A 19755-nucleotide genomic window follows, 5' to 3' on the forward strand; every position below is an offset into this window, starting at 1 on the left:
CTGCAGAAAGGAACATATTATGAAATTAAAAGCATTAAGTCACTATGATGAGGACACAGATACGAGGTTTGGGGATTGTATTTTGTTATATAATAGCAGTACCCTGATTGTGTATGATTGTGGGCATGAACGGCATGCAGAAGAAGTGGAGGACTTTCTGCAGAAGAATCGTTTGATTAAGCAGGTACATATTGTTGTATCGCACAACGATAGCGACCATACCGATGGTGTAATTAGTCTGATGGATTTTCTTTATACAAAAGGCTATATAGTTACGCTATATACATCTTTATATCTGAAAAGTACAAAGAAGGTTATGGACATTCTGGATGATGGTAGAAGAACACCAAAAGCTACGAGAGAACGCATTTTAAAAATATTCGATAAAATTTGTGAAATTGTTTTAAAAGCGGAGGAATACGAATTTGAAGTAAAAAATGCGATAGTTAATACGGATGTATCTGTGGCAGTAGTCGTTGGGCCGAATGAAGATGAATTCGCAAGTGTTGTTGCTGCGGCAATAGACTCAGAAAATGCAGGAGCTAAAATTGATGGAGAAACTGTAATGAATGCGGCTAGTATTCAGTTAAAGGTGAAACTAGATAATGCGCAATGTATTCTGTTATGTGGAGATGCAACGCCAGAATACATGTATAACTTGAATAGTTATCATATAATTCAGCTTCCGCATCATGGAAAACTGGATAATGCACAGAAGATTTTTGAAAAATTAGGTGATTATCAGTATGAAAAATTGTATTTAGTATCGGATAATACTGGCTCTGGTGCAACTAGCGGAGGCTCTGATAAACTGGAGGAATATATGGCAGATGAGAACTTTGCACCTGCAAAAAACACCAAAAACGGAGTAGTATATTTGCCAGAGAATGTTGGAAGGTATACAGGAGGCAGAGGTGGAAGTTCTGGAGGCGTGAAGTTAGGTGAAGTGGATTATAGGGGCAGGTAGAGATATTATTCAAAACGAAGGACAGTTAATTTCACGAAGTAAATATATACAAAAAGTAACGAAAGCGGAGGTAACACCATGGAAGTATATTCAGATAAAGGGGGTACCTCAAGGATTTTATGTTTGCATGTCAAAAGAAGAAATAGATGGAAGTTTTATAACGGCACATATCGGAGATATAATATTGTTAAGTTCCATGAATTGCGTAGCGGACAGTGAGTTCGTTGTTGCTAATACCTGTATTTGGACACCGTTAGCGGATAAAGAAGTGCTTGGCAGGTTGAGGCTAATAAATCCACATATACAGTTGTGGTTTGCAAAACAGGAATTGTCTATAGAAGGTGGATGTCAGCTAAGGCAGACTAACTTGATTAGTGATGTTGGAAATTTTGGATTTCCAACATCAAGATCAGAAAGAGTGTTATTTGCGAAGCGAAAAAAGGAATTTAAAGATGCACTAAGTGAGGCATTTGAATTGATTTCACCGGTTCTATTGCCGAAAGATTACGGAGGAATGGGATGGAAAATATTATTGAAAAATTAGATTCATATGAAATCATGACAAACTTATTGCCTGGAGCATTTTTTGGAATGGCGCTTAGATTATTGTGTGGATTGGAACTTCCTGTAGACAATATAGGAGAAGAAATTGTTGTTTATTATTTTATGGGATTTATAATTAATCGTTTGGGTTCACTTATAATTAAACCACTTTTACTAAAATGCAATTTTATTAAAGAAGTTGACTATAATGAATATGTAAAAGCTGAAAAAATAAACGAAAAAGTTAGAACTTTGGCAGAAATTTGTAATTATTATCGTTCCATATTGACAGCCAGTTTGATTTTGCTATTTATAAAGATTTTTAGTTGCTTTAAGGAAAATACTGGTTGGTTCTTGGAAAATTGGGAATTTTGCTTTTTATTAGGTTGTGCAACGCTGTTTTTGTTTAGTTATAAGAAACAGATGAGGTTTGTATGTAAACGGGTAGGAGCCATTGATGAGGCAAAAGGAGAGCAAGATAAGCGGATGAAATCTCCCCGGGATTAAAAAATATTGGCAATAATTAAAGGAAGAACCAAGTTTTCACAGGCTCAAACAGTGATTTTAGCGGACGGCTCTGAACGTTCTACAAAACGCCTGATGAAGTCAATGGTGGAAACTGGAAAAATTGAACGCATAGGCGGATGGAGATATGGTTATTGGAGGAAAAAGCGAAGTCTGGTAATTAGGTGAACATGATGAAAATAAAGAAAGAGTGAGAGCGGTTCTTGATGAAGTAAAAAGGGAACAGGATATAGAGCAGATGACGGAAATTTGGAAGGAAGTCAAGCAATATGGTCTGGAAAAACAGAAAGAGATTTATAAGATAGAATTGGAGAATTTAAAGCGGGAAAACGAAGAACTGAAAAAAGAAAGTCAGAAACTCGAGAAGGCATTGGAGAAAACAAGATTAGAATATTTAAAATTGTAATAATGTTAAGATTGCAAATTGTGACACCAGTGGTGACACAATTTTAGCAAAAGGCTTAATTATCAGAAATGGTGCTTGGGCTTTTTTGTGTATTTGGATGAATATTTATAGAAGATAGAAAAAAGAGAAAGCAACTTATGTCCTGCGTGTATAGCGTTTTATGTAATCCAGGTATTTGCTTATCTTTTTAATAAATTTTATAATGAGATTATAAGGCAAATTCAATATAAAACTAAAAAAGCGTGTATTGTGTTGAAATCCTTTAAATATAAACATTTTACGAAGAGAGACAAATTTTAATTCCCAATCTGGTGGTATGAGGCACCGCGCATCATCCAAACCTTCCTGGAAAGCTATGATTTCTCAGGAAAAACGATTGTTCCATTCTGTACCTCCGGCGGAAGCGGATTAGGCAATACCGTAGATATTTTGAAAAAGTCCTGCTGCGCGGAAACAAACTGGAAGCCCGGCAGGCGCTTCAGCTCATATGCGGAGAAGGAGGAGCTTGAAGCCTGGATGGAGAGTCTGGGACTGTAACATGAGAAATACGGTAATGCGATAATACAGAAACATAGTAACACACGTATTATAATACAGTAATATAGTTATACAGCCAACAAAGTTAAGCGGGAGGAACTAAAAAAGATGGCGAAAGCCATATTATACTGAAATACTACAATGCGCAGAGGCTTCTGCGCATTGTCTCATATTAGGAAATTTCAAGCTTTTATTTGGAGACAGGAAAAGCTTTTCACTGTGCAAGCACCTGAGGAATATAGGCACCGTACCCTTCCTCCTCCATCCGGGAAAGTGGAATGAAGTGCAGGGAGGCGCTGTTGATGCAGTATCTGAGTCCTCCGGATTCTGCGGGGCCGTCCTCGAACACATGCCCCAGGTGGGAATCACCGTCATGGCTGCGCACCTCAATGCGCTTCATACCGTGGCTGTTGTCTTCCAGCTGTGTTACGGCTTCCGGTTCCACAGGCTTTGTGAAGCTGGGCCAACCGCAGCCGGAATCGAATTTGTCGGCAGAGGTAAAGAGCGGCTCTCCGGTAACAATATCTACATATAACCCCGGTTCGTTGCAGTCCCAATATTCCCCGGTGAAGGGCCTTTCCGTGGCGGCATTCCGGGTTACCTCATATTGAAGCGGTGTCAGCTCTTCCCGCAGTTCTTTTTCCGGAATGCGGATTCCCACGGTGCCATTGGCGCTTACCGTCAAATCCTCCAGACTGGAAAAATCAATGTGGCAATAACCGCCCGGATTCTTCTGCAGATAGTCCTGGTGGTAGTCCTCGGCCGGATAGAAATTTTCCAGCGGCGCAAGCTCTACCGCCAGCGGCTCGGAATAATCATTCTGTATTTCATTCATGAGAGGCTGAATGGAGGCACAGTCCTTTTCCTCCGTGTAAAAGATTCCGGTCCGGTACTGAGTGCCTCTGTCATTGCCCTGCCGGTTTACGCTGATGGGATCGATTATTTTAAAATACTGCCCGGTCAGTATGCGCAGGGAAACCACTGCCGGATCATACCGGACGCGCACTGTCTCCGCAAAGCCTGTGGTATTGGAGCAGACCCCTTCATAGGTCGGCTTCTCAGTATTGCCGTTGGCGTAGCCGGAAACCACATCATAAACGCCCGGGATTCTTGAAAAATATTCTTCCACGCCCCAGAAGCAGCCGCCTGCAAAATAGATTTCCCTTAAATTTTCCAGGTCTGTTTCTATGATTTCCATGTTTTCCGCATTCTTAATTCTCATGGAAGATACCTCGCTTTCTGCCGTTAAGGCTGAATCTGCCTGTAAATTATCTGCTGTGCTGTTAGATGCCGCAGAACAGATATAAAGAAGCAATGAAAATAAAATAATAGATACAATTATCCCCTTTAATTTCATAAGAATCCCTCACTTTATACTGTAATAATATCAATTACAGTATAAAACGTCAAGCAGTTTTTACCGAAGTATCACTTTTATCCACAGCATCGATTTATCTATGACATGAATTTTTCTACAGTGTTAATTTATCTACAGCAGCAATTTAACAAAAGTATTTATTTATCTATAGTATTAGCAGTCTGTCGGCTGTTTTATTCTGCATACGGTCTGAAACCGCTTCCAATAAACTGCACATATGTAAAGTCCTCTGGCTTGTGTCTGATAATCCAGTCAATATAAGTCATAAAATAATGCGCTGTCAGCAGGTAGCCCATGGCGTTCATGTGGCCGCAGAAATATTTTTGCCGGAAAGCCTCGTCGTAGGGCGGCGCATAGGAATACAGATCAATTACATAGCAGTTCTTCAGCTTTCCTGCGATATCATTTATTATCCGGACAAAGCCTTCCTCGCTGCCATCCTCCCTGGGCATGGTGACAAGGAAAAATTTTGCATCCGGCTGGATGGTCTGCAGCCGCTGGATGATTTTTGCATACCAGCCGGTGAAGGTGCCTCTATTGCGTGTGTAATCCTCTAAATCAATATCTGTTTCCGCATTTTCCACCTCACCGCTGTAGAAGGTCTGCAGATTGCCCTGTCCTTTCAAATCGTTAACGCCCAGTGCGATAATATAGGCCTGTTTGGCATTCTCCGGATGAAAAAGCTGATTGATATCATCAACCGGGCTTGTTCCCGTATCCGCATCCATGTAAAGCTGAAAAGCTGTAAGCCCTCCCCGGGAAAAATTGGTCATTTCAATTCCGGTAATGCGCTCTATCTGCTTTCCCCAGGAATATTCATAGCAGTCCCAATAGCCCTTTTCCCCATGATTGTCATACTCAAACTCGCCGCTTGACAGACTGTCTCCGATACAGCCGACAGAGCGGAAAATATTCATCATTCCTCCGTCACATATGATGTTTGACAGAGGCAAATCATAATCTTTCATTGCTATTCTTCCTTTCGGTGTATAATTTGTAACTGACTCGTGATAAGCACATACTAAACAGACCGTCCTGCAAAATCCTGAGACGGGGTATGGCCTGTTTTCTCCTTATAGGCGCGTAAAAAATAATTATAGCTGTGAAAGCCGACCTGCTCTCCAATGCTCTTTAAATCCAGGTTTGAGTGGAGAATCATTTGCTGTGCGCGCTGTACGCGGTAGGAAACCAGGTAGTCAATGAATGAGGTTCCCACCTCTTTGCCAAAAAGCCGGGAAAGATGGGTGGGGGAAACATGCAGCTCCTCCGCCAGCATGGACAGAGATATATCCCCGGCGTAGTTCTGATGGATAAAAAGCAGTGCCTTCTGGATATGTACGGAGTATTTGCGGCTGCCGTAACCGGGCGCCCGCTGTATCATGTCATGGAAATAGTCCAGCAGGAACTGCGTCACATCGCTGGGCTTCATCTGTGAAAAATCATCTGCTTTTAAAACATCATTTTTATAAAGTACAATATTTTGATTTTCCTGGAACTTTCCTCCGATTTCAAGAAGCTGGGAGACAAGGGACTGCGGCAGTCTTCCTTTATCCTGCTGGAACCGGTGAAAAAGTGTTTCCAGCAGAGATTCTGTTTTTGGCAGATCTAGGGATGTGAGGGCATCCATCAGATCTTTTTCTTCCTGAAGTGTTAGGACAGACAATGCAGCAGGCGCATTTCCGGGATCTGAAGCTTTCTTCTGCAAAACGGCGGCTTTGTTCTCCTGGGATGCGGGAAAGGCCTGCTTTTCCAGACCGGCCACCGTTTTCTGATAGCAGGCGGGCAGACTGTCGATCCGGCTGAAGCTGCCGCTGAGCTGATATATGGCGGTCAGGCTGAAAACCTTCCGTATATTGGAGGATAAAAGCCGCATAGCCGCGGCTAACTGCGCTGTGATTTCCTGAGTCCCGGCATGCTCAGAAAAATGAAATAAAACGGCAAACTGCCCATATTCCATGTGGGTAATCAGCCCGTTCCCGAGAGAAGAAAAAATATTGGCGCCCAATGTGGTGATGGAATCAATCAGTTTTTCCCGCTCCATATTCCGGGAAAAATGGGTGATAAGGATAAAATTTGTAATCTGCATTACTGACAGGCAGAAACAGCCCGGTGAGAAATCCTTCTGCGCGGACATGTGACTGTGCTCTTCCTGGTTGACGATTCCATTGAGCAGGAGGCTGCGCAGGTATTTCTGCTTTGCCACTGTGGTGAAAAAAGTCATATGAGAGGAGTCTGCACCTTCTTTTTTCAGGATTTCTTCGGTCTCTTTCAGCTTGTCCAGCAGAATGGATGCGGTCAGCTGGTGCTTGAGCAGATAGTCACAGGCGCCGTAACGCATTGCATCCCGGACAAAACCGAAGGTATCGTAATTGCTCAAAATTAGTATTTTCACCCGGGATTTCTGCCTGTGCAGCTCTTTTGTCACTTGCACGCCGTTTACATCAGGCATATCTATATCCAGAATTAGCATATCGGGAGACAGCTTATTTACCAGTTTCAGACAATCCCTGCCGCCCAGGGCCTGTCCCACCACCTCATATCCGTTTGCATTCCAGTTGATCAGGCCGGACAAGCGGTTTAAAGCCAGTATATCATCATCAGCCAGCAGGATTCGTAACATTTGCAGCTTCCTCCTTTGCAGTAAGTTTATGGTCTGCGCCCATTTCTTCCGCCGGAAAAGAAATATGTACCGTAGTGCCGCAGCCCGGGGCGCTTACGATGGTAAATGTACAGCTGCCGCCATATTGCAGCTTCAGGCGGTCAATGATATTTTTCGTGCCGACCCGGAGAAAGGTATTGCTGCTTTGTTCTTCCCCGGATAAAATTTTCTGGATTCTGTTTTCGTCCATGCCGTTGCCGTCATCTGAAATATCTATCAGAATCAGGCCTTCTTTTCTTCTGACAAAAAGCTGGATCAATCCGTCCTCCAGCCGGTTGGAAAAACCGTGTATGATTGCATTTTCCACAATGGGCTGAAGGAGCAGCTTAAGAATCCGGCAGTTTTTTGCCGATTCGTCTATCTTAAATTCCGCTTCCACGCTGCAGAGCAGGTTATATTTTTTGATGGCGATAAAAGATTCCAGATATGCGGTTTCCTGGGAAATTGTGATGAACTCCCCTTGGTTGGACAGAGAGCGCAGGAGATGTGCAAAGGAAGAAGAAACCTCCCGGATATTGGAAATGTTCTGCATTTCCGCCAGATAGGTAATGGTATTCAACGTATTATAAATCATGTGGGGATTGATCTGTGCCTGCAGGGAATTAAACTCCAGAATCCGCTTGTTTCGTTCATTTTCCCGGATCTGGGAAACCAAACGGTTGATACGGTGGGACATGGAAATAACGCCCTGCGTCAGCTGCCCGATTTCATCCTGGGAACGGACCGGCAGGGAAATCTCAGCAACGGTTTGCTCGCCGAAGCTGGAAACAGCGGCATTCAGCGTCCGTATGTTTCTGGTATAAAAGAAGGTCAGAAGTAAAATACCGCATATGGTGGCTACCGTGAGCAGCCCAAAACCAAGAACATAAGCGCTGATAACGTGGGTGGATTCCTGGAATACGGTGTTGGCTTTCACCATGGCAACGATGGACAGAGGATGCTGACGCATAGGCATCTGCCGGAACAGATAGGAAGTCCTGCCAAAAGAAACGGTAGAGTTGCCGCTGTATAACGCATCATTCAGTTCAGGGGGAATGACGGCAGATTCAACAGGAACGGATGCATAGATGATTTTGCTGTTTTCCCCCAGGACGTAAAGCTGGGTGGAGTCGCTGTCAAAAGGGCTGAGCAGGCTATTCAAATAATCAACAGGCAGCTCCACCAGGATTGTTCCGAGGAACTTTCCCTCCTGAAAGACGGAACGTCCGAAGGTGATGACCTCAGTTTCGTCAAAATTCTCCAGCGCCCGGTTAAAGATGACCGGCTGGCCGTTTCCTTCACTGACATGCGTAAAAATCGGTGCATCGGTAGTCTGCATGGCATTATGCAGCGCGCCGGAACGGTAGAGTCTGTTATCGGCGCTGATAATGGTTATCTGAAAGGTATGGCCGGAATTTGTGGTAAGAAGGGAAAGCAGGCTGTTCATGGATTTATAGCCGGTAAACCATTCATAGCTGGGAACAAGCGCGGGATCGTTAAGAATATCCGTCACATGATAATCCAGAATCAGTGAGGTAGTAATCCGGTCCATATCGGAAAATATCCGGTCAAATTCGGAGCCGGCAAACTGTATTTTTTCATCGATAGAGGCCTGTTCCTTCGCCTTCAGGACGCTGTGCAGACGGACGATGAAAATCTGGGTCAGTATAATGAGAGGGATAATCAGCAGAACGAGGAACATTACCAGAAATTTTGCGTTGATGGAACCGGTTATCTTTTGTTTGATCCGGCAAAAAAATTGTTTCATCCGTTCTTCCCCTCTCCCAGGCGGTGTTTTGGGACCATACTTAATTTGCTGAATCAAAAATAGCACAGATGCGGTCAATTATCAAGCAGAAAATATTTGTGTAATTTGTATACAAAATAAAGCGGGTACATGAAAATAAAAGCATTATGCTAAAAAATTGAACCAGAAGCACAAATTTGTGTAGTTAAAAAGTACGGACTCTCTGCTATACTCAAAAACAGCTGAAACAAGGATTGGATCCCTGAGGGATGATGCAGGAAAACTGCAAAAAAAGGAGGTTACCATGAAAAAGAAAAAAGTAATTGCTATGGTGTTGACTGCCTGTATGGCGGTCGGTATGCTGACAGGCTGCGGTGCCAAAACGGATACTGCAGAAATGTCGGGAAAGCAGGAGGCGGCAGCACAGGGGACGGAGGCCGGCGCACAGCAGCCCTCCAATCTAAATGCGGAAGGCTTCCCGATTGTGAATGAGGAAATCACGCTGAAGGTATTTGGCCAGCAGGGTCCGGTTCAGGGCAAATGGGATGAAATGGCAATGTGGAAAAAGTATCAGGAGATGACCAATATCAAACTGGATTTCACAGATGTTCTGCCGGCGGAAGGATACGACGAGAAGAAGAGCCTGATGTGGGCGAGCAATGAGTACCCGGATATTTTCGTAAGGGCATTTATCAACAATGCGGAAATCGTAAAATACGGGAATATGGGAATTCTGGCCCCGCTTGAGGATTTGATTCCCCAATATGCGCCGAACCTGCAGAAGCTGATTGATGAGGATCCGGCCATCCTTTCCAGAATTACGGCTCCGGACGGCCATATTTATACACTGCCGGCAATCTTTACGCTGACGGCTGCAAGGGACGATAAGTTCTGGATGAATAAATCCTGGCTGGACCAGGTGGGAAAAGAGGTGCCCGCGACGGTGGATGAGCTGGAAGAGGTGCTGCGCGCATTTAAGGGCGTTGACTTTAACGGCAACGGGGAAGCGGATGAATATCCGATGGGTATTTCTGACGCGCAGGGGCTGGTCCGCCGTTTTGCAGGCGTATGGGGCTATCAGTACCAGTTTGGCCGGTTCCTGGAGGTAAGAGACGGCAAGGTAACCACCTATCTGACCGAGGATAATTTCAAGGATATGCTCATGTGGCTGAACAAAATGTATGAGGAAGGACTGATTGATCCTGAAATTTTCACCCAGGAATATGCAAAATATGCGGCTAAGATGGCAGGACAGCAGATGGGGCTTTTCTTCAATCAGGCGGATGATACTTTTGATTCCACCAACTTTGTAGGTGTGGCTCCTTTTAAGGGAAAAGCAGAGAAGCAGTATGTGGAATCTGCGCCTGCCGCCCGTGATAACGGTGTTTTTGCCATTTGCGCTGATTGTGAAAACAAAGAGGCGGCAATGAGATGGATCGATTACTTCTATAGCTGGGAAGGCTCCTGTCTGATGCGCTATGGTGTGGAAGGCGAGAACATGTACTTCGACGAAGACGGAATGCCGCATTACAATGACGGTATCCTGGACAGCCCTGAGGGCAGCGGTACAGCCATCGGCAAATTTACCATCTGGTCCGGAGGCGGCGCACCGCAGCTTGTGAATGAAAATAACTGTGAGGCTATTGCTTCAGAAGCGACGCTGGCGGCCCAGAAGGCATTAGACCCTTGTGTCCCGGAGAAGATTTATTCGGAGCCTCTTTTGGAGCAGGAGGTTTCCGACAGACTTTCCGTTCTCTGGACAGATTTGGAGAGCTATGAAAAAGAGGCTATCGCGAAGTTTATCCGCGGAGAACTCAATTTTGACAGCGACTGGGATACTTATGTGGAAACTATGAACAAGATCGGGCTTGAGGAATGGGTGTCCATTTACCAGACAGCATATGATACTCTGAATAATTAATAAACAACGGGTGATATTGCCAGACAGAGTTTCTGTCCGGCAATATCAGGCTGTTCCTGGTTTGCAGAAAGGCGGCTCAATTATGGCAAAAGCAAATATGGCTGTTGTGCCTAAAAAGAAACTCGGGAAAGTACTCAGGAGCAAATGGCAGTTGCTTGCCATGTTTGTGCTTCCTCTTTTGTGGTATATCATTTTCTGTTATGTGCCTATGTATGGCATCCAGCTGGCTTTTAAGGACTATAATCCAAGACTGGGATATCTGGACAGTCCCTTTGTGGGGCTGCGCTGGTTTAAACAGTTTTTTTCCTCCTATTACTGGAAGGATATTATCTGGAATACACTTTCCATCAGTCTGTATTCCATATTGCTGGGTTTTCCGATTCCGATTATCCTGGCGATTATCATAAACGAACTGCCGGGACAGAAGTTTAAAAAGGTTCTGCAGAATATTACCTATATTCCGCATTTCATTTCCATTGTGGTGCTGTGCGGCATGCTGTATCTGTTCCTTTCTCCCCAATACGGAATTCTGAACACAATTCTGGGCGTATTCGGCATAGGTCCCATCGGATTTCTGGAATCCTCCAAATATTTTAAAGGGGTATATGTACTTTCTGAGGTGTGGCAGGAAAGCGGCTGGAGCTCCATCATTTACATAGCTGCGCTGGCGGGCATCGATCCCTCTCTCTATGAGGCGGCAAAAATCGATGGCGCAGGGAGATTCAAGCGAATTTGGCATGTGTCGCTGCCAGGAATCACGCCTACGATTGTGACGCTGCTCATTCTAAAAATTGGACAGATCATGAGCATTGGCTTTGAAAAGGCGTACCTTCTGCAGAATGATCTGAATTTAAAATCCAGTGAAATCATCTCCACGTTGGTGTATAAACAGGGTATCCTGCAGGGAAACATCGGCTATGCGACGGCAGTGGGACTGATGAATTCCGTGATCAACCTGCTTTTGATTATTGCTGCGAATAAATTCTGTAAAAAGTTTTTTGAAACCAGTCTGTGGTAAGGGGGAATGGGATATGTGGAGAAAAAAAAGCAGGACAGATAAGGCCTTTGATATAGTGCTGATTATCATCAGCCTCTTTATTATGATTGTTATCGCTTACCCGCTGTATTTTGTCATTATCGCTTCCTTCAGCCAGCCGGAAGCAGTATTGGGCGGGAAGCTCCGTTTTTTGCCGATTGGCTTTAATGTGGAGTCCTACAAAATGGTACTGTCCGAAAGAAAAGTATGGGTGGGATACCGCAACACCCTTTTATATACCGTACTTGGCACCTGCATGAATCTGATGCTGACGACACTGGCGGCCTATGCCCTATCCAGAAAGGATATGCCATGGCGCACGCCGCTCACCTTTGTAATCTCCTTCACCATGCTTTTCGGCGGCGGGATGATACCCGTTTATATGGTGGTGCGCGGCCTGCACCTGGCGGATACGCTCTGGGCGATGGTCATACCCAATGCTATCGCAACCTATAACCTGCTTGTCATGAAGAATTATTTTCAGAGCAGCATTCCGGAGGAACTGCAGGAAGCTGCAGCCATTGACGGCTGCAGCCATTTCAAAACGCTGATTAAGGTGGTGCTGCCCCTGTCAACGCCGATTCTGGCGGTCATTGTGCTGTTTTATGCGGTGGGACACTGGAATGCCTTTTTCAATGCGGTAATTTATTTGCGCAATCAGGAACTGTTTCCTCTGCAGATTGTCCTGCGCGATATTCTCCTGCAGAACAGCCTGGAGGCGGTGGGAGGCGATCTTACCGGGATGTATGAAAAGGTTATGCGGGGCGAAACCATGAAGTATGCGCTGATCATTGTGGCCAGCGCGCCGGTTATTATCATGTACCCTTTTGTGCAGAAATATTTTGTGAAGGGAATCATGGTTGGAGCAATCAAAGGGTAGAAATAAAAATCAGCTTGCAATCTGTAAAAAAATGTTTTTTCAGTAGAAGAAAAAACGTAGAAAGTGTATGATACAAACTAGGAGGATTAACTATGAGCAGTCAGAAGCCAAACCTGATTTACATATTTGCGGACCAGCTGCGCTACTTCAGCCTGGGCTATACAGGCGATAAAAATGCGGCTACGCCGAATATCAACGCCCTCTGCCGGGAGAGCACGGATTTATGCCAGGCCGTATCGGGACATCCCGTGTGTGCGCCTTACCGGGCATCCCTTTTCACCGGAAAATATACTACCAGCACAGGTATGGTTATCAATGAAATACGGATGAATCCCAATCATCATACCTTTGCGGATGTGCTGGATGAAAATGGTTATGAAACGGCGTATATCGGCAAATGGCATATGTACGCGGCAGAGCTGGGCAATCATTATGATTCCAGAAATTCCTACATACCCAAAGGGCCGGATCGTCTGGGCTTTAACGATTATTTTGCAGGCTATAATTTCCGCCATGAGTACGAGGTGGGAACGGCCTATTATCATCTGGACAGCTCGGAAAAGATCTATTATGACAAATACGAACCGGATGCCCAGGTGGATATGACGATTGAGCAGCTTACGCGCCTTTCCCGGGGGGAGAAGCCCTTTGCGTTGTTTTTGTCCATCGGGACGCCCCATGCTCCCTGGGTGCCGGAAAATGTGCCTGCAGAATATCTGGAACGTTTCCGGGACAAAAAATTTTCCCTGCCGCCCAACTATCTGCCGGAGAATGATCCCCATGCGGACAACTGGGCAAAGCTGAGTGAAGAGGAGCGGGGCGAGCTGACGGAATGGATGCGCGTCTATTATGCGATGACTGCAAACCTGGATGATAACATCGGCCGTTTGATGGCATCCATCAAAGCGCTGGGACTTGATGAAAATTCAATCATAGTGTTCACCTCCGACCATGGAGAGCTTTTCGGAGCCCATGGCAGACGGGCCAAGAATATTTTTTATGAAGAAGCGGTACGTGTGCCTTTCCTTATGAAATGGAAGGGACATCTGGAGGAAGGCTGCAGACGGGATTTTGTGTTCAATACCGTTGATATTATGCCGAGCCTTTTGTCCCTGATGGGACTGCCGGTGCCGGCGGAGGCGGAGGGAAGCGATTACAGCAGCTGTATCGAGGGAAAAACGGATACACAGGAGGGCGCGCTGATGATGTGCACCGGACCTACCGCTGTGTTTGGAGACGGAAATGAATGGAGGGCCTACCGGACGAAGCAGTATACTTATGCTGTTTTCAAATCCGATGGACAGGAACTTCTGTTTGACAATCAGGCAGATCCTTACCAGATGCATAATCTGATGAAAGAACCCGGCTATGAAGCGGCTGCCGCAGCCTTGAAGGAAAGGATGTATGCCAAAATGGATGCCATATCCGATACCTTCGAAAATAACACGTATTATGAACAAAACTGGGTGGAGGATCGTCTGATTAAGCGGACGGCAACCCTCCGTGATTGAAAAAGGAGCAGACAGCATGAGAGTAGAAAGAGCAGCGAGTATCCCATTGGCGGTGCATGATCCCTATTTTTCCATCTGGTCATCCTGTGACCGGCTGTATGATGCAGACCCTGTGCACTGGAGCGGCATCCGTCAGAAAATCCGCGGATATGTCACTGTGGACGGCACGGTTTACAGCTTTTTGGGAAATAAGGAGTTCCATACGGAAATTCCGCAGAAAGCGATTGATGTGACCGCAACAAAAACAGTATATACCTTTGAAAATGAGAAAATTATTCTGAACGTGGGCTTTACCTCGCCCCTTTTATTGGAGGATTTGACGTCGGTTTCCAGGCCCTGCACCTATGTGGACTTTACCATAGAGCGTAAGGAAGCCTGCTGTGTGGATGTGGATTTTATCGTTTCCGCGGATCTGGTCCGCCGTCAGGAAAGCCCGCTGATCGGCTGCGGCTATCAGAAGGATGCTTTTTCTTATGCGTGCATGGGCAAGGCAATGCAGCAGCCTCTTGGCAGCAGCGGCGATAATATTACGATTGACTGGGGATATGTATACCTGGCTTCCGATGAGAAGGAAGCGGCGATTTCTTTCGATGCGGAAAATGAACAGCTTTGTGCGGCCGTGCCCCTGGGCAGGGAAAGGAAGACAGCAGGACTTGTGCTGGCTTATGATGATCTGCTTTCCATCAATTATTTCGGAGAATGGCGCAAAGCGTATTGGACCAACAGCTACAGCGATATCCTGGAGGCGGTTGCGGCAAGCCTGGCGGATAAAAAAGATGTGATGTCCCGCTGTGCAAAATTTGACAAAGAGCTGGAGGAAAAGGCAAAGGCCATCGGCGGCGCGGATTACGCATTTTTGTGTAATATGAGTTATCGTCATGCAATTGCGGCCCACAAGCTGATCACGGATGAAAAGGGGGAAGTGATTTTCCTTTCCAAAGAAAATGATTCCAATGGCTGTATTGGCACCGTGGATATCAGCTATCCTTCCGCACCGTTATTTTTGTTATATGATACGGAGTATGTCAAGGGCATGCTGCGTCCGGTATTCCGTTTTGCTGCCTGTGATGTATGGGATTATGATTTCGCGCCTCACGATGTGGGCCGATACCCTTATGCATGGGGGCAGGTTTACGGACTGAACAGCGCAAAGGACAGAATCGGTTTCTGCGACGCTCAGGGAGCGGTGCTGCCGCCCTTCCATATATATCCTAAAAACAGCGGCGTCTATGATTCCAAATATCAGATGCCTGTGGAAGAATGCGGCAATATGCTGATCCTGACAGCCGCGGTCTGCAAGCTGGATCAAAGCCCTGCATTTGCAGAGCCTTACATGGATGTGTTGAAGCAATGGACACAGTATCTGCTCACCTTCGGCGCAGATCCCGGAGAGCAGCTGTGCACAGATGATTTTGCCGGCCATTTATCACATAACGTGAATCTGTCGGCCAAGGCGATTATGGGGATTGAAGCTTATTCACAGCTTGCCGGGCAGTTGGGCTTAGAAGACTCTGCCAGGGAATATCATGAAAAGGCGGCTGCAATGGCAAAAGACTGGGAAAAACGCAGCGATGCGGGCGATCACTATGTACTGGCCTTCGGCAGCCCTGAAACGTGGAGCTTAAAATATAACCTTGTATGGGATAAGTTCTTTGGTTCTGCATTGTTCTCTGAAGAGGTATATAAAAAGGAACTGGCCTGCTATGTGCAAAAGAAAAATGTTTACGGCACGCCTTTGGACAGCCGCAGGGAATATACGAAGAGCGACTGGATTCTCTGGTGTGCGGCGATGGCGGAAAGTCCTGAACAGGCAGAGACGTTGATTGCAGCGGTTGCGGATTATCTGAAAAATACAAAGAGCCGTTTCCCGTTCTCCGACTGGTATGATACGGTAACGGGCGAGTATTGCCACTTCAAAGCGCGAAGTGTACAGGGCGGTATTTTTATGCCGATTTTAATGAAGCAATAATCAAATAATGAAAAACAAAAATTTAAAGCAATTATAAAAACGTGGTTTATTGGGACATGTTATTGGGGCCGTAGTACTATTAATTGGTATGCGGCCCTTTTCTCATGCGAAAAAATTAATCGGGTGGATTTTCTTATAGTCTGATGGAAGACTTTATTTTTAATAAATTAAAAGATAAATTAATAAAATTAATTATATAATTAAAAATATTAATATTTCCATTGACATATATAAATTATAAGTTTATATTGGGATTATGGAACGTGATGAAAAGCGAAAGGAGGAAGCGGCAATATGAAAAAGGTTATCAGCCGTTGTCCGGTGTGCAATAATGAGCTCACAGTGGCCCGTCTGAAATGCGAGTGCTGTGATACGGTAATTGAGAATAATTTCAGGCTCAGCAAATTTGATTATCTTTCAGACGAGGAGCTGTACTTTACGGAAACCTTTATCCGCTGCCGGGGGAATATCAAGGAAGTGGAAAAGGAGCTTGGCATTTCCTATCCCACGGTACGCTCCAAGCTGGATACTGTGATTAAGAAGCTTGGGTATGAAGCGGAGACGGATTCACAGACAGCGAAGAGGGATGAGATACTCAAGGCCCTGGAAAATGGGGAAATAACGGCGGAACAGGCTATCGCCCGGCTGAAATAGAAGAAATATAGAAAAATGGAGTAACAGTACAGATTCGTCCGGACTGTTTCAAAAAAAGGAGATTGGCTATGGATGAGCAGTTAAGAATATTAAAAATGGTAGAAGAAGGAACGATTACGGCGGAACAGGGGGCAGAGCTGATGGCGGCCATGAACATAGAATTGCCCGCAAGGCAGACTGCCGTGGAAAAGAGCAGCTATGATAAAAAGATGCTCCGCATTATTGTGGACAGTGTTACCGGCGATAAGGTGAATATTCAGTTCCCGGTGGGTGCGGTGAGGAAAATACTGAAAGCAACGGGTAAGCTTCCCATTCCGGAACAGAACCTTCAGGGGGTGGATCTTGAGGCTGTCATGGAGGCGGTTTCCGAATGCCTGGATGAAGAGATTGAAGGAGACTTTGTTAATGTGGCGGCAGCGGACGGAACGACCGTAAGGATATTTATTGACAAATAGAAGGGGCGGATATGAGAATAAGGGTCAGGACAAAGGATATTCGCCTGTTCATTCCGATACCGGATGCCATGGTCGGATTTGCGGCAAGGTTTATTCCGGAAAGGGCGTTCGAGGAAATGCGGGCCGGTACGCCGGAGCCTTACCGCAGCCTGGTTACGAAAGAGAATATCAGTATGCTGCTGGGGGAATGCCTGGAGGTAATAAAGGAAAATAAAGGGCTTGAGGTGATTCATGTGGAGGCGGCGGACGGGACGTTTGTGTCAATAAAGCTTTGACGGGGAACGCATGACTGCGGATACCGGACAGAACAATGGCAGCAGAAAAATGTTTTTGCTGTTGCCTGTTCTGTCCGGTTTTTGGTACGGGTCATTTTTCGTTATTCTGCGGTTTCGATTCCGTTGTTTTTGCTGGAAAAGCTCCCGGTATTGCTTTCATATTCTTCCTGTGCGGCAATACGCAGGCCGGTCAGTTTTCCGTATCCGTTTTCATCAGGCTGTTTATAATCCCTGACAGTATACAGGTCAATGGTGCCCTCTGCATCCCAGTTGCTCAGATTGCTGCTGAACAATTTCTCGCTGTCTGCAGGCTTTGCATCAGAAGTCCGGCTGTCCCAAAACAGCCTCACCCGCTTTCCCTCATAAAAGAGGGCTTTTTTTGTTTCATCATATTTCAGTCCGAATGCTTCATATACGTCAAACATATTTGCGCTTTCCCCGGCGGAATATTTTGTGTGTCCGGGAATGTCCCTGGTATTAAATTCCGTGGGAGATAAGGCCTCCAGCCCGGATAACTCATAGGAATTCGCAAAATTTCCTCTGATTGCGCGGACATCCACAACGCCGCTTTCCTCATAATACCCGATTGCCTTTGTACTGAGATTTTTCGTGGGAACAGCGTCATTAAAACAGCGTACTAATTCACCGTTATAATATAATTTGCCGGTTTTTTCTTCAACCGTTAAGCCGAAGGGTTCATAAACGGCATATAATTCCGGATCCGCCTGGTTTTGGGTAAAGGCGCTTTCCACAGCGTTTTCCCCCGGATTTTTGTTGGAAGCAATTGCGGAGGTAGCAAACATACCGGCGGCTGTAAAAATGATCAGACAGGCCAAAATAATTGAAAATAAAGTGGTCCTTTTAGCCTTCATAATGGCGGTTATCCTTTCTTCAATCGAATTTTTACTGAAGCTGCTGCATAAGGGAGCCAGGCCGCTTTTCTTTTCCTCCATAGCAATCAGGACGCGTGCATAATTGGCTTTTGCATCCAGGCCGGTGTGCCTGATAACGGCTTCGTCGCAGGCCAGCTCGATATCCCGGCTGAAAAGTGAATACATAATCCAGACCGCCGGATTGAACCAGTGAATGCATAGCGCAGCGGTGGCGAACAGCTTTTTTACCGCATCAAAACGGCGGATATGCACAAATTCATGCAGAAGAATGTATTCCAGCCGTGGTATATTTTCCCAGTCGCTTTTTGCCGGCAACAGTATGACCGGATGTAACATTCCATAGGTAAGGGGGGCCGAAATCCTGTCTGACTGCCGGATGGAAACGGTCCGCCTCAGCGTATGCTCCTTCAGCCATTTTTCCGTGAAATCGCTGCAGACAGGAAAAGATGCCTGAAATTCCATTCGGCAGTGCAGATAGGTTATTATAAAAAAGCCTGCGCAGAGTATGCTTCCCACACACCAGATTACGGCCCGGACAGAAATCAGGGGTGCCGTATCTGCAGGCAGCCATGGGGCAGCTGCTGTGGCGGCAGCGGGCAGCCTCTGTACGCCGGCAAAGACTCCGGCAGAGGCTGCGGGTTGATTTACCAGGGAATACACGCTGAATACGGATGGAATGGAAAAGGGGATAAGCAACCGGAAAAGAACGATTTCCCATAGGGTTAAAAAAGTCCCTTTGGGCAGTTTATGAATTGCCGCCGCCCGGAGAATTACAACTGCCAGGATAAGGACCGCTCCGGAAAAGCTCATTTGCAGCAGAGTCATGGTTAACTCCTTTCACAGTTCTCCCACAATCTGTTTCAGTTTTTCGATCTGCTCGGCGGAAAGCTTCTTCCTGCCCAGCAGGGCGGTAAACAGTTTGTCGGCGGAACCGTCGTAAATTTTGTTGATCAGTTCATCGGTTTCAGCTTTCTGCACCTCCTCTTTGGGAATCAGTGCATGACACATGAAATTCGGCTCGGAGCGTTCTACCGCCCCTTTTTTAATACATCTCTTTATCAGGGTGTAGGTGGTGTTCATGTTCCAGCCGACTTCCTTGCTGAGGACGTCGGAAATGTGTTTGGCTGTGGTATCGCCTTCCTTCCAGAGTACATCCATTACTTTTAATTCAGAGTCGAACAGTTTGATATCCATAGGTATCAGTTCCTTTCATAAGACTGCAGTAGTATATGTACAATTACACACTACTACAGTCGTATGGATTTGTCAATAGGGCAGAAGCTTAAACAAGGAGTGAACAGTAATAAAAATATAGTATTTATGGCGGTAATAGTTACCTTGCCATTCAGGGGGCATTATGATAACATAAAAAACAACAGTAAAGACTTGGTTTTTAAGACTTAATCTAAACAGGAGAATT

Annotated in this window: 19 protein-coding genes; 13 read left to right on the forward strand and 6 right to left on the reverse strand. The window is 45.6% G+C overall.

What is annotated here, in order from left to right; genetic code table 11:
- Positions 1-19 precede the first annotated feature (19 nt).
- The 5 genes from HMPREF1548_RS20635 to HMPREF1548_RS29145 all read left to right on the forward strand — a co-directional run bounded on the left by HMPREF1548_RS20635 (position 20) and on the right by HMPREF1548_RS29145 (position 2978).
- Positions 20-967 carry a ComEC/Rec2 family competence protein gene (locus HMPREF1548_RS20635; protein ID WP_021638479.1) on the forward strand — a complete coding sequence of 316 codons (948 nt, stop codon included), beginning with the start codon at positions 20-22 and terminating at the stop codon, positions 965-967.
- A complete protein-coding gene (locus HMPREF1548_RS20640) occupies positions 942-1511 on the forward strand; it encodes a hypothetical protein (protein ID WP_021638480.1) in 570 nt (189 codons plus the stop codon). The genes HMPREF1548_RS20635 and HMPREF1548_RS20640 overlap by 26 nt, the downstream gene beginning before the upstream one ends.
- Positions 1487-2017, forward strand: a complete 531-nt coding sequence (locus HMPREF1548_RS20645) for a hypothetical protein (protein ID WP_021638481.1) — start codon at positions 1487-1489, stop codon at positions 2015-2017. The genes HMPREF1548_RS20640 and HMPREF1548_RS20645 overlap by 25 nt, the downstream gene beginning before the upstream one ends.
- Positions 2018-2225: 208 nt before the next feature.
- Positions 2226-2441, forward strand: a complete 216-nt coding sequence (locus tag HMPREF1548_RS20650) for a hypothetical protein (RefSeq protein WP_021638482.1) — start codon at positions 2226-2228, stop codon at positions 2439-2441.
- Positions 2442-2786: 345 nt separating this feature from the next.
- On the forward strand, positions 2787-2978 hold the full coding sequence (locus HMPREF1548_RS29145) for a flavodoxin (RefSeq protein ID WP_418504465.1): 192 nt from the start codon (positions 2787-2789) through the stop codon (positions 2976-2978).
- 214 nt (positions 2979-3192) lie between these two features.
- On the opposite strand, the gene msrB is transcribed toward HMPREF1548_RS29145, so the two are convergent.
- The 4 genes from msrB to HMPREF1548_RS20670 form a co-directional block, all read right to left on the reverse strand.
- Entirely contained in the window at positions 3193-4200 is a 1008-nt protein-coding gene (gene msrB, locus HMPREF1548_RS20655; protein ID WP_286138171.1) for a peptide-methionine (R)-S-oxide reductase MsrB, read from the reverse strand.
- A 329-nt stretch (positions 4201-4529) separates the two neighbouring features.
- The gene (locus HMPREF1548_RS20660; protein WP_021638485.1) at positions 4530-5324 is read right to left on the reverse strand and encodes an SGNH/GDSL hydrolase family protein; all 795 of its coding nucleotides are present in this window, start codon (positions 5322-5324) and stop codon (positions 4530-4532) included.
- Between the two features lie 53 nt (positions 5325-5377).
- Complete coding sequence (locus tag HMPREF1548_RS20665; protein WP_021638486.1) at positions 5378-6976, reverse strand: response regulator transcription factor; 1599 nt, start codon at positions 6974-6976, stop codon at positions 5378-5380.
- A complete protein-coding gene (locus HMPREF1548_RS20670; RefSeq protein ID WP_035323195.1) occupies positions 6954-8762 on the reverse strand; it encodes a cache domain-containing sensor histidine kinase in 1809 nt (602 codons plus the stop codon). Before HMPREF1548_RS20670 ends, HMPREF1548_RS20665 begins: the two co-directional genes overlap by 23 nt.
- A 283-nt stretch (positions 8763-9045) precedes the next feature.
- On the opposite strand from HMPREF1548_RS20670, the gene HMPREF1548_RS20675 reads away from it, so the two are divergent.
- The 8 genes from HMPREF1548_RS20675 to HMPREF1548_RS20710 all read left to right on the forward strand — a co-directional run bounded on the left by HMPREF1548_RS20675 (position 9046) and on the right by HMPREF1548_RS20710 (position 17442).
- A complete protein-coding gene (locus HMPREF1548_RS20675; protein ID WP_021638488.1) occupies positions 9046-10662 on the forward strand; it encodes an extracellular solute-binding protein in 1617 nt (538 codons plus the stop codon).
- An 82-nt stretch (positions 10663-10744) separates the two neighbouring features.
- Positions 10745-11680: an ABC transporter permease gene (locus HMPREF1548_RS20680; RefSeq protein WP_021638489.1), complete on the forward strand. Its 936-nt coding sequence runs from the start codon at positions 10745-10747 to the stop codon at positions 11678-11680.
- A 13-nt stretch (positions 11681-11693) separates the two neighbouring features.
- Entirely contained in the window at positions 11694-12578 is an 885-nt protein-coding gene (locus tag HMPREF1548_RS20685) for a carbohydrate ABC transporter permease (RefSeq protein ID WP_021638490.1), read from the forward strand.
- A gap of 92 nt (positions 12579-12670) precedes the next feature.
- Complete coding sequence (locus HMPREF1548_RS20690; protein ID WP_021638491.1) at positions 12671-14089, forward strand: sulfatase family protein; 1419 nt, start codon at positions 12671-12673, stop codon at positions 14087-14089.
- A gap of 16 nt (positions 14090-14105) precedes the next feature.
- Positions 14106-16058, forward strand: coding sequence for a glutaminase domain-containing protein (locus tag HMPREF1548_RS20695; protein ID WP_035323238.1), 1953 nt, complete (start codon positions 14106-14108; stop codon positions 16056-16058).
- 294 nt (positions 16059-16352) lie between these two features.
- Entirely contained in the window at positions 16353-16712 is a 360-nt protein-coding gene (locus HMPREF1548_RS20700) for a DUF2089 domain-containing protein (protein ID WP_021638493.1), read from the forward strand.
- A gap of 68 nt (positions 16713-16780) precedes the next feature.
- Complete coding sequence (locus HMPREF1548_RS20705) at positions 16781-17167, forward strand: SHOCT-like domain-containing protein (protein ID WP_021638494.1); 387 nt, start codon at positions 16781-16783, stop codon at positions 17165-17167.
- A gap of 11 nt (positions 17168-17178) precedes the next feature.
- Positions 17179-17442, forward strand: coding sequence for a hypothetical protein (locus HMPREF1548_RS20710; RefSeq protein ID WP_021638495.1), 264 nt, complete (start codon positions 17179-17181; stop codon positions 17440-17442).
- Positions 17443-17543: 101 nt separating this feature from the next.
- Here the strand turns inward: HMPREF1548_RS20710 and HMPREF1548_RS20715 are convergent, their stop codons facing one another.
- A complete protein-coding gene (locus tag HMPREF1548_RS20715; protein WP_021638496.1) occupies positions 17544-19160 on the reverse strand; it encodes a M56 family metallopeptidase in 1617 nt (538 codons plus the stop codon).
- A gap of 12 nt (positions 19161-19172) precedes the next feature.
- On the reverse strand, positions 19173-19529 hold the full coding sequence (locus tag HMPREF1548_RS20720) for a BlaI/MecI/CopY family transcriptional regulator (RefSeq protein ID WP_021638497.1): 357 nt from the start codon (positions 19527-19529) through the stop codon (positions 19173-19175).
- Positions 19530-19755: the final 226 nt, after the last annotated feature.

Source organism: Clostridium sp. KLE 1755 (assembly GCF_000466465.2).
In the GTDB taxonomy this organism is placed as follows: Bacteria; Bacillota; Clostridia; order Lachnospirales; family Lachnospiraceae; genus Eisenbergiella; species Eisenbergiella porci.

Bases quoted from the DNA above. Each gene is read 5' to 3' on its own strand.
- HMPREF1548_RS20635 (WP_021638479.1), top strand. From the start codon at position 20: ATGAAATTAAAAGCATTAAGTCACTATGATGAGGACACAGATACGAGG.
- HMPREF1548_RS20645 (WP_021638481.1), top strand. From the start codon at position 1,487: ATGGAAAATATTATTGAAAAATTAGATTCATATGAAATCATGACAAAC.
- msrB (WP_286138171.1), bottom strand. From the start codon at position 4,200: ATGAGAATTAAGAATGCGGAAAACATGGAAATCATAGAAACAGACCTG.
- HMPREF1548_RS20660 (WP_021638485.1), bottom strand. From the start codon at position 5,324: ATGAAAGATTATGATTTGCCTCTGTCAAACATCATATGTGACGGAGGA.
- HMPREF1548_RS20665 (WP_021638486.1), bottom strand. From the start codon at position 6,976: ATGTTACGAATCCTGCTGGCTGATGATGATATACTGGCTTTAAACCGC.
- HMPREF1548_RS20670 (WP_035323195.1), bottom strand. From the start codon at position 8,762: ATGAAACAATTTTTTTGCCGGATCAAACAAAAGATAACCGGTTCCATC.
- HMPREF1548_RS20675 (WP_021638488.1), top strand. From the start codon at position 9,046: ATGAAAAAGAAAAAAGTAATTGCTATGGTGTTGACTGCCTGTATGGCG.
- HMPREF1548_RS20680 (WP_021638489.1), top strand. From the start codon at position 10,745: ATGGCAAAAGCAAATATGGCTGTTGTGCCTAAAAAGAAACTCGGGAAA.
- HMPREF1548_RS20685 (WP_021638490.1), top strand. From the start codon at position 11,694: ATGTGGAGAAAAAAAAGCAGGACAGATAAGGCCTTTGATATAGTGCTG.
- HMPREF1548_RS20690 (WP_021638491.1), top strand. From the start codon at position 12,671: ATGAGCAGTCAGAAGCCAAACCTGATTTACATATTTGCGGACCAGCTG.
- HMPREF1548_RS20695 (WP_035323238.1), top strand. From the start codon at position 14,106: ATGAGAGTAGAAAGAGCAGCGAGTATCCCATTGGCGGTGCATGATCCC.
- HMPREF1548_RS20700 (WP_021638493.1), top strand. From the start codon at position 16,353: ATGAAAAAGGTTATCAGCCGTTGTCCGGTGTGCAATAATGAGCTCACA.
- HMPREF1548_RS20705 (WP_021638494.1), top strand. From the start codon at position 16,781: ATGGATGAGCAGTTAAGAATATTAAAAATGGTAGAAGAAGGAACGATT.
- HMPREF1548_RS20710 (WP_021638495.1), top strand. From the start codon at position 17,179: ATGAGAATAAGGGTCAGGACAAAGGATATTCGCCTGTTCATTCCGATA.
- HMPREF1548_RS20715 (WP_021638496.1), bottom strand. From the start codon at position 19,160: ATGACTCTGCTGCAAATGAGCTTTTCCGGAGCGGTCCTTATCCTGGCA.
- HMPREF1548_RS20720 (WP_021638497.1), bottom strand. From the start codon at position 19,529: ATGGATATCAAACTGTTCGACTCTGAATTAAAAGTAATGGATGTACTC.